Genomic DNA, 12,703 nt, shown 5'->3' on the forward strand with positions numbered 1-12,703 from the left:
GTTGACGCGCAGCCGTCCACGCGGGGCAGCACCGGCCGCCGCCTCACGCTCCGCGGCCGCCATGTCAGCCAGAATGCGCGCGCCGCTGTCGAAGAAGGCCGCGCCTTCTGGGGTTAGTTGCAGCTTGCGCGTCGAACGGCTGACCAGCCGCGCGCCAAGACGTGCTTCCAGCCGCGCGATCAGCTTGCTCACCGCCGACGGCGTCATCCGCAACGTGCGAGCGGCGGCCGAAAAGCTCCCCGCCTCAACAACGCGGACGAACACTTCGATCTCGCCTGAGCGATTGATGTCGGGTCTCGCCATTCGTGAATCTATTTCACAGACGATGTGCCTGACGCAAGGCTGGTTCACAGCACATCGCGACACGATCTTCCGGGTCGGGGCGTGGAGGACACGGCGTCCCGTCGTCAAAACTGGCTGTCATCGAAGTGGGAACCGCCATGCCTCTTGCTCTTTACGCTCTCGCCGCCGGTGCCTTCGGCATCGGCGTCACCGAATTCGTCATCATGGGCCTGCTGCTCGACGTTAGCACCGATTTCGGCGTCTCGATCTCGGCCGCCGGCCAGCTGATCTCAGGCTATGCGCTCGGCGTCGTTGTCGGCGCGCCGCTGCTGACGATCGCCACCGGCCGCTGGCCGCGCAAGACCGTGCTTCTGGGGCTGATGGCGATCTTCACGCTCGGCAACCTCGCCTGCGCGCTGGCCCCCGACTACTGGACGCTGATGGGTGCCCGCGTGCTCACCGCCTTTGCCCATGGCACCTTCTTCGGCGTTGGTTCGGTCGTTGCGACCGGGCTGGTGGCGCCTAACAAGAAGGCCTCGGCGATCGCCCTGATGTTCACCGGCCTGACCATCGCCAACATCCTCGGCGTGCCCTTCGGCACCTGGCTCGGCCAGGCCTTCGGCTGGCGGGCGACCTTCTGGGCGGTAACCCTGGTCGGCATCGTCGCCTTCGCCATCATTCTCCTGCTGGTGCCGCGCAGCCAGGCGGCGCCTGAGAAGAGCGACCTGCGCGGCGATCTCGCTGTGCTCGGCCGCGCGCCGGTCCTGCTTGGCTTCGCCACCACTGTGCTCGGCTATGCCGGCGTCTTCGCCGTCTTCACCTATATCGCCCCCTTGCTGACCGAGATCACCGGTTTTAAGGAAGCAGCCGTGTCGCCGATCCTGCTTGTCTTCGGCGGCGGCCTCATCGCCGGCAATCTCACCGGCGGCAAGGTCGCCGACCGCTGGCTGGTGCCTTCCGTTCTCGGCAGTCTCGTTGTGCTGGCGCTGGTGCTCGGCTCGATGACCTTCGCCCTGCACAGCCAGGCGATGGCCGTCGTCTATGTCGGCCTGCTCGGCGCCGCCGCCTTCGCCACCGTGGCGCCGCTGCAGATGTGGGTGCTGGAAAAGGCTGAAGGCGCCGGCCAGAGCCTCGCCTCGTCCTTCAACATCGCCGCCTTCAACCTCGGCAACGCCGCCGGCGCCTGGCTCGGCGGCGTGGTCATCGCCCATGGCCCCGGCCTCAGCGCCGTGACTTGGGTCGCCGCCCTGCTGCCGCTCTCGGCGCTGGCCGTGGCGGCGCTGGCGCTGCGCCTCGATACTACAGCGCCGCGCGTCCTCTTGGACGCGCAAAGGACGCTGTAGCACGTGATTTTGCGCATGAACCTTGTCCGAAAATCGGTTCCGATTTTCGGGGTCATGCGCAGCTCGGTGCTCGGCGTACCGGCATCCGCCCGGTCGTGACGATCCCAAACAAATCCAAAATACAAGGAGCAAAACCATGGATTATCGACGTCTTGGCGCCTCGGGCCTGAAGGTCCCGGCGCTCTCGTTCGGCGCTGGAACCTTCGGCGGTTCGGGGCCGCTGTTCGGCGCCTGGGGCAATAGCGATGCGACGGAAGCGCGGTGGCTGGTCGACATCTGCCTGGAGGCCGGCGTCAACCTGTTCGACACCGCCGACGTCTATTCGAACGGCGCCTCCGAAGAGGTGCTCGGCGCGGCCATCAAGGGCCGCCGCGATGCCGTGCTGATCTCGACCAAGACCTCGCTGCCGATGGGCGACGGACCCAACGATGCCGGCTCCTCCCGTTCGCGTCTCATCAAAGCCGTCGAGGACGCGCTCAAGCGTCTCGGCACCGATTACATCGACCTGCTGCAACTGCACGCTTTCGACGCCGCAACGCCGATCGAGGAGGTGCTGTCGACGCTGGACAGTCTCGTGCGCGCCGGCAAGCTGCGCTATGTCGGCGTCTCCAACTTTTCCGGCTGGCAAGTGATGAAATCGCTCGGCCTGGCGGACAAGCACGGCTACCCGCGCTACGTTGCCCATCAGGTCTATTACTCGCTAGTCGGGCGCGACTATGAATGGGAGTTGATGCCGCTAGGCCTCGACCAGGGCCTCGGTGCGCTGGTGTGGAGCCCGCTCGGCTGGGGCCGCCTGACCGGCAAGATCCGCCGCGGCGAGCCACTGCCGGAAAAAAGCCGGTTGCACGACACCGCAAGCTTCGGGCCACCTGTCGAGGACGAGCAACTCTACAGGGTCGTCGATGCGCTCGACACTGCCGCCAAGGAAACCGGCAAGACGGTGCCGCAGGTCGCCATCAACTGGTTGCTGCAGCGGCCGACCGTCGCCTCTGTCATTATCGGCGCACGCAACGAGGAACAGCTGCGCCAGAACCTCGGCGCCGTCGGTTGGTCATTGACATCAGACCAGATCAAGAAGCTTGACGCGGCAAGCGCGGTCACCGCACCCTATCCGTATTTCCCCTATCGCCGGCAGGAGGGTTTTGCCCGGCTGAGCCCGGCTGCGGTCTGACCCCGCTCGATATTTCAAACGCCCGGCGACAGGGCATGTTGAGATTCAGGTCAGGTCGCGCCGAGAATGGTGGCATCCGAGAACCGGAGCGGAGCGTACTTAAAGTACGTGAGCCCCGGAAGCGCAGGAAGCCGCCATTCGCAGGCCGGCCTCACCTGAATATCGACACGCCCTAATGCAGCACGAACTCGCCGTCGACCTTGTGCCATTCGTTGGGCGCGATCAGCTTCTGGTGCGTATAGCTCACCGAATGCAGCGGGCCATCGAGCTTGGTCTGCCAGAACTCGATGAACCGGATCAGCACCGGAAATTTCGGAGCGATGTCGTAGTCCTGCCAGATGAAGCTCTGCAGCAGATGCGGATGATCGGGAAAATGATAAAGGATCTTGGCCGTGGTCAAGCCATAGCCCTTGAGCATCAGGTCCATTTCGGAATGGTCACGCATCGCGGTCCCCTGGTTGATTCTCCTTTCCTCCCAATTTGAAATTGTGCGCGCTATTTGCTTAATCGTCTATTGATATTTCGGAGTTAGAGGCCAGGTTTACGACGCAAAAACATGTATTTAGCAGCGATCGTAGTCGAGTGCTGATAGCGGCGAAAACGACGTCTGCGGCATCCCGCCGCGCGAATCCAACGTCTAATGTTGCCGTCACTGCGGAACTGTTAATAATGCGCGCGAATTCGCGGCCGCTGCGCCGCGATACTGCTCGGCGGGCAGGCTGGCAGTTGGTCTTGGGAGGGAATGGAAAAATGTCCGAGGTTCATGTCCATCGCGTCCAGCCGGCGTGGAAGAAGAACGCGCTGATCGACAATGACACCTATTTGAAATGGTACACCGACAGCGTGAAGAACCCGGATAAATTCTGGGGCAAGCACGGCAAGCGCATCGACTGGTTCAAGCCCTACAGCAAGGTCAAGAACACCTCCTTCGACGGCAAGGTCTCGATCAAATGGTTCGAGGATGGCGAGACCAACGTTTCGTGGAACTGCATCGACCGGCATCTGAAGAAGCGCGGCGATCAGACCGCCATCATTTGGGAAGGCGACAATCCCTACGATGACAGGAAGATCACCTATAACGAGCTCCACGCGCATGTCTGCCGGCTCGCCAATGTGATGAAGAAGCACGGCGTCAAGAAAGGCGACCGCGTCACCATCTACATGCCGATGATCCCGGAAGCCGCCTATGCAATGCTCGCCTGCACGCGCATCGGCGCTATCCATTCGGTGGTCTTTGGCGGCTTTTCACCGGACGCGCTGGCCGGCCGCATCGACGACTGCAAATCAACCTTCGTCATCACCGCCGACGAAGGCCTGCGCGGCGGCAAGCCCATCCCGTTGAAAGACAATACCGACAAGGCGATTGAGATCGCCGCCAAGGCCGGAACGAAAGTCGAGAAGGTCGTCGTCGTGCGCCGTACCGGTGGCAAGACCGGCTGGGTCGCCGGACGCGACGTCTGGTACCACGACGAGGTCGCGACGGTGAAAGCGGAGTGCAAACCCGAGAAGATGAAGGCCGAGGACCCGCTGTTCATCCTCTACACATCGGGTTCGACCGGCAAACCGAAGGGCGTGCTGCACACCACGGCCGGCTATCTCGTCTATGTCTCGATGACCCACCAATATGCCTTCGACTACCATGACGGCGACATCTACTGGTGCACCGCCGATGTCGGCTGGGTCACCGGCCACAGCTACATCGTCTACGGGCCGCTCGCCAACGGCGCCACCACGCTGATGTTCGAAGGCGTGCCGAACTACCCGTCGCAGTCCCGGTTCTGGGAGGTCATCGATAAGCACAAGGTCAACATCTTTTACACCGCCCCGACGGCGTTGCGGGCGCTGATGGGCGCCGGCGACGCCCATGTCGCCAGGACGTCGCGCAAATCGCTGCGCGTGCTCGGCACGGTCGGCGAGCCGATTAATCCGGAGGCCTGGGAGTGGTATTTCAACGTCGTCGGCAACGGCAAGGTGCCGATCGTCGACACATGGTGGCAGACCGAGACCGGCGGCATCCTGATTACGCCGCTGCCCGGCGCCACCCACCTTAAGGCAGGTTCCGCGACGCGGCCGTTCTTCGGCGTCAAGCCGCAACTGGTGGACGGCGACGGCAAGGTGCTGGAAGGTGTTGCCAGCGGCAACCTCTGCATCGCCGATTCGTGGCCGGGCCAGATGCGCACCGTCTATGGCGATCACGAGCGCTTCGTGCAGACCTATTTTTCCACTTACAAGGGCAAATATTTTACCGGCGACGGCTGCCGGCGCGACGCTGATGGCTACTACTGGATCACGGGCCGCGTCGACGACGTCATCAACGTTTCCGGCCACCGCATGGGCACGGCCGAGGTCGAATCCGCGCTGGTTTCGCACGAGAAAGTCTCCGAAGCCGCCGTCGTCGGCTATCCGCACGACATCAAGGGCCAGGGGATCTACTGCTACGTCACTTTGATGGCCGGCGAGAAGCCGAGCGAGGAGTTGCGCAAGGAACTCGTCGCCCATGTCCGCAAGGACATCGGCGCCATCGCCACGCCCGACAAGATCCAGTTCGCTCCGGGTCTGCCGAAAACCCGCTCGGGCAAGATCATGCGACGCATCCTGCGCAAGATCGCCGAGGACGATTTTGCCGCGCTCGGCGATACCTCGACGCTGGCCGACCCGGCGGTCGTCGACGACCTCGTCGCCAACCGGCAGAACAAGAGGGGATAAGAAACATCCGATCGACGGTCGGCAGAAACCCAATTGGATGAGATCGGCTCGTCCCCGCGCTACCGATAAAGATCCGCTCGCGTCGGCGGCAGTCCGCTCGGGCCCCGCGCGCGCTTGGTGACGACGGTCTGGAAAATCTGCGCCGAGGCGCGTTCGAAAGTGATCGAACATCCGGTGAGATAAAGCAGCCACAGGCGCGCCTTGGCTTCGCCGACCTCGGCGATCGCTTCGTCGAAGCGTGCGTGGAGGCGCTCGGCCCACAGACGGCAGGTGCGGGCGTAGTGCTCGCGCAAATTCTCGACATCGTAGACGAGGAAGCCGTGCGCTTCGAGATTGCCGAGCGTCATGCCGATCGTGTCGAGCTCACCGCCGGGAAAGATGTATTTGATCAGCGCCTTGAATTCCGGGCCCTTGCGCAAGGTCTTCTTCATGCTGCCCTTGTCGCGCCGGGTGATGGCATGATGCAGGTAGATGCCGCCCGGTTTGAGCAGGCGATGGATGGTCGAGAAATAGGCGGCGTGGTTGGCGAGCCCCAGATGCTCGAACATGCCGATCGAGGATATCTTGTCGAAGGAGCCGGACAGCTCGGCGTAGGATTTTATCTCGATGGTGATGCGATCTTCCAGCCCCTCGGAGCGGATGCGCTCGCGGGCAAGTTCGGTCTGGGCTTCCGACAGCGAGACACCGTGGCCGACGACGCCGTAATTTTTCGCGGCATGGATGAGCATGGCTCCCCAGCCGCAGCCGATGTCGAGCAGTCTTTCGCCCGGCTTCAGCCGGAGCTTGCGGCAGATATGATCAAGCTTGTCTTTCTGCGCCTGGTCGATGCCGTTGGCGAAATCGGTGAAATAGCCGCAGCTATAGACCATGCGTTCGTCGAGGAAGAGCCGGTAGAAGGCGTTCGAAATGTCGTAGTGGTGCCGGATCGCTTGCCTGTTCGACCCGCTGACGAAGGGGTTGCGCCCGGAAAGGTCGGTCCGCGCCGTCATCTGTTTTCTCGAAAACAGCACGGCCGGCAGGTCGCGCAGGACCGCGAGCTTGGGCAACGACTTTAGCTTCGTCCTGAGCTTGCCGTGCGCAGGCAGAGCGTAGAAATCGAACAGCGATCCGCCTTCCACGTCGATGGTCTTGGAAATCCACATTTCGATCAGCGTCGAGAGGTTGGGCCGACGCATCACCTGCCAGACGATGTCCTGGTCGTTTATGGTGAGCACGGGTCCCGTGGCGGGCCCGATCCGCTCGCCAGTCCACAGCTTGACCGCGAAACCCGGCTGCAACGTCTCGATAACCGTTCGAACGATCCGTGCGGCTCTCTCGGCTGCCTCCATCCCCGTCCTCTCCTGCTCAGTACGCTGGCGGTCCACGGCGACTTTGCCTGTCCGATCGGACAGCCGCAAGCCGCCAGCAACAAGCTCGCACGGCATTTTCACCATCGCGCCTTGCCATTTGCGGATCGACACCCCATCATGAGGGCGTGTTCAACAAATCGAAAGGAGGTGATCCGATGTCGAGTGATTTCGTTTTCCAGAACGTGGCCTCAGCGGATTGCACTTTCGGGAAGCAGTCTTCCCGTTAAGGCGCGAGATGCGCGGCTGGCGACGCAAACCGTCGCTGCCATGAGCCGCGCCATGGACGGAAACACGGAAGGCCGCCGGCTTCGAAAGAAGCGGCGGCCTTTTCCTTGTCCGGATCCTGTCTGGTCAATACCCTCTATTTGGTCAATGCCAAGCTTTCGATGTTGCGCGCTATGTCCTGGAAAGCCTGATTGAGTTCCGCCCCGTTGGCGGCCTGATAGAAGTGCTTGATCTTGGCCGTATCCGGGCTCGCGCAATTCTGCAGTGTCGCCTGGGCATTCTCCTCGTTGAGATCGAAACCAATGGTGAAGATTTCGATGCCCTTGTCGCGCATGGCGGTACAGAGCGTCTTGGCTGACGTGCGGGTCGGTTCCTTGCCGGCATCGTTGTAGACCTCACCAACAGTGCTGGCATCGAAATAGGACAGATTGAACTCGCCGTCGGTCATCAGGATCGCGATTTTGGCGACCTTGTTCGGATCCGCCTTGGCCGGCCGCTGCGAAGCATTCATCACGCTGCCCCAGCTTTCCGAAAGCATGTACCAAGTCCACTGCACGCCGATATGGCCCGCGGTGCCGCCCGATGCGACAAAGTTCTTGATGACATTCTTGAGCGCCGCGGCGTCCGCCGTCAGCGGCTTCAACGCGGCGGCCGGGCAGGCAGCCGTGCCGGTCTGCCAGGCAAAGGAAGACAACAGGTAATCGCGATTGACCATGCTGATGTCGGGACCTACATCCGAATATTGATAGGTGCCCTTGCGCTCGGTGGCGCAATTGTCCGGACGCATTAAGCCGGAGACGTACTGTATGGCGCCATTGCCTGGCGCCTGCTTGCGCTGGCTGGTCGAGGTTTCGACATAGACGCTGCTGGCGGCAAGCGCGCCGGCATTCACCGAATTAGCGTATGGTACGATGGAGACACGCACCCGGGGGTTGGAGGAGTCCTGACCGTCCAGGAAGCTGTCGACCGCGTTCTTTGCAGCTGTCCTCAGATCGATGATTTTCTGGCCGGCCATCGACCCTGTGACGTCGAGCATCATCGCCACTTCGATCGTCTTGTCCGAATAGAGCGCTGTCGTCGATGCGGCAACGCGCTTCATGTCACCCATCCTGAAAAGCGGAAAATAAAGACCGAGATCGACATGGGCGTCCGCCTGAACCGTCTTGGCGGTCCTGTCGATGGTCAATTTGTCGAGGACGATCCGATCTGCCTGCAGAATGCCCGCTCGGCTGTTGGCATCGAGAAACGCCTGCACCGACTTGTTGGCATCGGCCTCCTTGATGACGCCGGTCGTCAGGTCGCGCGCCGTCGAGGTCACCGCCGCATCGACCACGCCTTGAAGGCTCGACTTGGCGTTGTAGAGCTGGGCAACGTTGACGGCAAAGCCGACACCCAGCGCCAGCACCGACGCAACCATGCCGAACAGAACCGCTAAGTTTCCGCTTCGATCTCTGGCAAAGCCGCCGATCGCGTGAACAAAACCCCCAAGATGCCGCATGCTTTCGCCTCCATTCACCACGACCTCGAAGCCGTGTGAGGGCGCATTGCAGGATTCCGGCCGGATGGCGCCGTCAACGCACCAAAAGCCGGCGGCTCATCTCAAATCGTTGTTTCTGCTTGCTTTCGAAATGCGGCAGGGTGAACAATCGGGAAACGACAAGCCGCTGCGGCAGTTTCGTTTACGAAGCGCTTACCATGATCCCGACGTCTGCCGTGGAGCACAAGAACTCGATCCCGATCCGGCACAGAGGTTCTGTGCCGGATCGGATCAGGCACACCAGATCCGTAGGACAGCCCGGATGATCGTTACAGCGGGACGCACGCCGTTCACGCTTGCGTTTCTATGCCAGCATCTGCGCGCTGGCGGTCCTATCGACGCCGCGATGGGGCGGGTTGAACAGATTGCTTTCCTGCTCGTAGGTCCAGACCTTGAACAGGCTGAGCCGGTGCGGGCCGAAACTGTGCAGCAGCGGCACGTCGGTCGCGTCGCGACCGCGCGCGATGACGACGCGGCCGATCCTCGGCACGTTGTGGCGGGGGTCGAACGTGTACCATTTGCCGTCGAGGAACACTTCCAGCCACGCCGAAAAATCCATCGGTGCCGGGTCGACCGGTACGCCGATGTCGCCGAGATAGCCGTTCACGTAGCGGGCAGGGATGTTCATGCAGCGGCAGAGCGTGATCGCCAGATGAGCGAAGTCGCGGCAGACGCCGACGCGCTCTTCATGCGCCTGCGCCGCCGTGCGGGTCGAGCGCGCATAGCCGTAACCGAACGACAGGCGGTTGTGGACATAGTCGACGATCGCCTGCACCCGCGCCCAGCCGGATGGAACAGGCCCGAAAACCTGCCAGGCCAGATCGCTGAGATGATCGGTTTCGCAATAGCGACTGCCGAGCAGATAGCAGAGCACGTCGTCGGGCAACTCCGCCACCGGCACTTGCCTGGCCAGCGGGTTGACCTCGTCGGTGTCGCCGCTGTCCTCGACGACGGCATCGTAAAGAATGCGAAAGCCGCCGCCCGGCGCCGTGAAGCGCCGGCAGGTGTTACCATAGAGATCGTGATAGAGCCGGGTTGGGACGGAAGGCGAGGTCAGCACGCGCGTCTGACGCTTGATGTCGGCCTGGCGCTCCTTGTGGATCTCGAGCAGCGAAATCACCGGGGTGGCTTCAGCACAGTCGATGGCGATTTCGTAGCCGAGCCGAATCAGCATCGCGGTTCCCCCGCTTTTGAGCATCGTGGAAGGCGGTTTGATCAACGCGAGACGGCTCGCCGTGGTTCCCTGGTATTGTCGAAAAGGCGATCTCGCGCCTTCCCATGCAGCCGACGGGACGTTACGGTCGATCGACAGACTTTTGGTCCCTCCGAAACAACCTCCCGGGATAGCAGATGTTCGCAGGCAAGAAATTCGCAGCCTTCCTGTTCGACATGGACGGCACGGTGGTCAATTCGATTGCCGCCGCAGAAAGGGTCTGGGCGGATTGGGCACGCCGGCAAGGTCTCGACGTTGCCGCATTCCTGCCGACGATTCACGGCGTGCGGGCGATCGAGACCATCGCTCGGCTGGCGCTTCCAGGCGTCGAACCAATGCGCGAGGCCGATGCGCTTCTGCAGGCAGAGGCGGCCGATATCGACGGCATCCATCCGATCGCCGGCGCCGCGGCGTTTCTGGCGTCGCTGCCGCCCGAGCGCTGGGCCATCGTCACATCCGCGCCGCGCGAGCTGGCTCTCCTGCGCATTGCGGCCGCTGGCATCCCGCTTCCCGCCATCCTTGTCGCGGCCGAGGACGTTTCCCACGGCAAACCGGCCCCCGATTGCTTCCAGCTGGCGGCCGAGCGGCTGGGCGTCGATGCGCGCGACTGTCTCGTTTTCGAAGATGCGCCCGCCGGCATATCGGCGGCCGAGGCCGCAGGTGCTGCGGTCGTGGTGATCAGCGCCACGCACCAGCATCCGTTGCAAACGCCGCATGCTGCGATCGCCGGTTATGACGCGATCGGCATTGCTGTCGACGACCGCGGCTGGATCGCCATTGAGCCGGAGAGCACCGCCGAGGTCTGCTGACCCTCCGGTATCCTGTCGTGCCTAAAAATCGCTGGTCAGGCCCTTGACCTCCCAGTCACCATAACGGCCCGGTTCCTTGCCGCCACGGCCGCCGATCTCCTTCGGCACCGCGGCTTCCTGCTGGCGATAGCGTTCGCGCCGTGCTTCCGCCTCCGCCAAAGCGCGGCGGGCTGCCGGCGTCAGCGTCTTTTGCGGCGCGCCGTAACCGGGATCGGCGTTTGTATTGCTGGCTTCGCCTGTTTTACTGGTTTCGTCGATCATGCGATTTCCCGGCGGATTGAAACAGGGCCACACGTTTCCCATCATATAGCGATGAGCCGACAAGGATCGACCATTTTTCCGCACCGCCGGCAGAAACGGAGCAGACAATGAACACACTTCGCACCGCTATGCTTTTGGCAGCGATGACGGCGCTGTTCATGGGCGTCGGCTATCTGATCGGCGGGTCGGGCGGCATGGTGATTGCCTTGCTGATTGCCGCCGCTATGAACCTGTTCAGCTATTGGAACGCCGACAAGATGGTGCTGTCGATGAACCGCGCTGTCGAGGTCGACGAAAGGAACGCGCCGGAATATTACGCCATCGTGCAGAGCCTCGCCAGACAGGCCGGCCTACCGATGCCGAAAACCTATCTGATCGACAACCCGCAGCCCAACGCTTTCGCCACCGGTCGCAACCCGCAGAATGCCGCGGTCGCCGCCACCACCGGACTGTTGCAGCAACTTTCGCATGAGGAGGTCGCGGCTGTCATGGCGCACGAGCTCGCCCATGTGCAGCACCGCGACACGCTGACCATGACAATCGTCGCCACGCTCGCCGGCGCGATCTCGATGCTCGGCAATTTCGCCTTCTTTTTCGGCGGCAACCGCGACAACAACAATTCCTTTGGCATTATTGGCGTGCTGGTGGCGATGATCGTGGCGCCCTTTGCCGCGATGATCGTGCAGATGGCGGTCAGCCGCACCCGCGAATACGAAGCCGACCGGCGCGGCGCCGAGATCTGTGGACAGCCGCTTTGGCTTGCCTCGGCCCTTGACAAGATCGCCCGCGGCGCCGAACGCATCCGCAACCCGGATGCCGAGCGCAATCCGGCGACCGCCCACCTCTTCATCATCAATCCTCTTTCCGGCGAGCGCATGGATAGCCTGTTTTCCACCCACCCGAGCACCGACAACCGCATCGCGGCGCTGCAGGCGATGGCGCGGGATATGGCATCCGCCCCCGCTCAGCGGCAGGCCCCGATGCCGCGGCAGGCGGACGGGCAGCGTCCGTCGGGCCCGTGGGAGAGGGCTGCCGAGCAGCCTGAGCAGTCGACTGAACCGGCCAGGCCGAAATCCAATCCCTGGGGCCGCAATCCGACCGGACCCAAGGGTCCGTGGTCGTGAGCGAAGCGAAACGCCGGCACCGAATTTCAGGCGATCATGAAAATAATGCAGCGAGCCCCGACGAGCCCGTCGCTGGTCTCGCCGCGCGCAAGGCGGCGGCACGGCTGCTTGCCGCCGTCATCGATGCGAGGACGCCGCTAGACGGACTGACCGACCATGAGAACGGCCATCCGCAATACAAGGCGCTCGACCTGCGTGATCGAGCGCTGGTGCGCGCCATACTGGTTACTGCGCTGCGCTTCCGCATGACCATATCAGGGTTGCTGGCCCGTCGCCTGGAAAAGCCGCTGCCGCCCAACGCCACCGCGCTTTCGCACATTCTGCATGTAGCAGCGGCACAGATACTGTTCCTCGACATTCCCGACAGCGCCGCCGTCGACCTTGCCGTGACCCACGCCAAATCCGATCCGCGCACAGTGCGCTTCTCCGGTCTCGTCAACGGCGTGCTGCGCACGCTGGCGCGGTCCAAGCAGGCCGAGTTGGCTGCAGCGCTTGCCGCCACCGACGAAGCGCCGAAGTGGTTTTCCGACCGGCTGAGAGCCGCCTATGGCGTCGACAAGGCCAGGCAAATTCTCGCCGCTCACCGGCACGAGGCACCAGTCGACTTCACCATCAAGTCCGACCTCGCGCTGTGGGCCGAGCGGCTCGGCGGCATCGTGCTGCCGACCGGCACGGTGCGAGTG

The 12,703-nt window shown here is 62.9% G+C and carries 12 protein-coding genes; 6 read left to right on the top strand and 6 right to left on the bottom strand.

Annotated features, from left to right (window positions below):
• The coding region (locus tag EOA86_RS06050; RefSeq protein WP_164891580.1) for a LysR family transcriptional regulator at positions 1–303 on the bottom strand (303 nt) is incomplete at its 3' end.
• A gap of 137 nt (positions 304–440) precedes the next feature.
• Here EOA86_RS06050 and EOA86_RS06055 point away from each other — a divergent pair.
• Both EOA86_RS06055 and EOA86_RS06060 read left to right on the top strand, forming a co-directional pair.
• Positions 441–1,625, top strand: coding sequence for an MFS transporter (locus EOA86_RS06055; RefSeq protein ID WP_128340997.1), 1,185 nt, complete (start codon positions 441–443; stop codon positions 1,623–1,625).
• Between the two features lie 136 nt (positions 1,626–1,761).
• Positions 1,762–2,796, top strand: a complete 1,035-nt coding sequence (locus EOA86_RS06060) for an aldo/keto reductase (RefSeq protein WP_128340998.1) — start codon at positions 1,762–1,764, stop codon at positions 2,794–2,796.
• Positions 2,797–2,968: 172 nt separating this feature from the next.
• On the opposite strand, the gene EOA86_RS06065 is transcribed toward EOA86_RS06060, so the two are convergent.
• Complete coding sequence (locus EOA86_RS06065; protein ID WP_065011174.1) at positions 2,969–3,241, bottom strand: usg protein; 273 nt, start codon at positions 3,239–3,241, stop codon at positions 2,969–2,971.
• 305 nt (positions 3,242–3,546) lie between these two features.
• Between EOA86_RS06065 and acs the strand changes: the two genes are divergently transcribed.
• A complete protein-coding gene (gene acs / locus EOA86_RS06070) occupies positions 3,547–5,502 on the top strand; it encodes an acetate--CoA ligase (protein WP_065011328.1) in 1,956 nt (651 codons plus the stop codon).
• A gap of 59 nt (positions 5,503–5,561) precedes the next feature.
• On the opposite strand, the gene EOA86_RS06075 is transcribed toward acs, so the two are convergent.
• The 3 genes from EOA86_RS06075 to EOA86_RS06085 all read right to left on the bottom strand — a co-directional run bounded on the left by EOA86_RS06075 (position 5,562) and on the right by EOA86_RS06085 (position 9,787).
• On the bottom strand, positions 5,562–6,830 hold the full coding sequence (locus EOA86_RS06075) for a cyclopropane-fatty-acyl-phospholipid synthase family protein (RefSeq protein WP_128340999.1): 1,269 nt from the start codon (positions 6,828–6,830) through the stop codon (positions 5,562–5,564).
• Positions 6,831–7,212: 382 nt separating this feature from the next.
• Positions 7,213–8,574 (bottom strand): pilus assembly protein, encoded by a 1,362-nt coding sequence (locus tag EOA86_RS06080; RefSeq protein ID WP_128341000.1) that lies wholly within the window; start codon positions 8,572–8,574, stop codon positions 7,213–7,215.
• Between the two features lie 343 nt (positions 8,575–8,917).
• On the bottom strand, positions 8,918–9,787 hold the full coding sequence (locus EOA86_RS06085; RefSeq protein ID WP_065011325.1) for a transglutaminase family protein: 870 nt from the start codon (positions 9,785–9,787) through the stop codon (positions 8,918–8,920).
• Between the two features lie 176 nt (positions 9,788–9,963).
• Between EOA86_RS06085 and EOA86_RS06090 the strand changes: the two genes are divergently transcribed.
• Positions 9,964–10,635, top strand: a complete 672-nt coding sequence (locus EOA86_RS06090) for an HAD-IA family hydrolase (RefSeq protein ID WP_065011173.1) — start codon at positions 9,964–9,966, stop codon at positions 10,633–10,635.
• Positions 10,636–10,656: 21 nt separating this feature from the next.
• Here the strand turns inward: EOA86_RS06090 and EOA86_RS06095 are convergent, their stop codons facing one another.
• A complete protein-coding gene (locus EOA86_RS06095) occupies positions 10,657–10,896 on the bottom strand; it encodes a DUF1674 domain-containing protein (protein ID WP_065011324.1) in 240 nt (79 codons plus the stop codon).
• A 107-nt stretch (positions 10,897–11,003) separates the two neighbouring features.
• Between EOA86_RS06095 and htpX the strand changes: the two genes are divergently transcribed.
• A complete protein-coding gene (gene htpX / locus EOA86_RS06100) occupies positions 11,004–12,020 on the top strand; it encodes a zinc metalloprotease HtpX (RefSeq protein ID WP_065011172.1) in 1,017 nt (338 codons plus the stop codon).
• On the top strand, positions 12,011–12,703 hold a 693-nt coding region (locus EOA86_RS06105), incomplete at its 3' end, for a transcription antitermination factor NusB (protein WP_281035634.1). The genes htpX and EOA86_RS06105, both read left to right, overlap by 10 nt.

Origin of the sequence: Mesorhizobium sp. M5C.F.Ca.IN.020.32.2.1 (assembly GCF_004023105.1) — a bacterium.
GTDB lineage: Bacteria > Pseudomonadota > Alphaproteobacteria > Rhizobiales > Rhizobiaceae > Mesorhizobium > Mesorhizobium wenxiniae.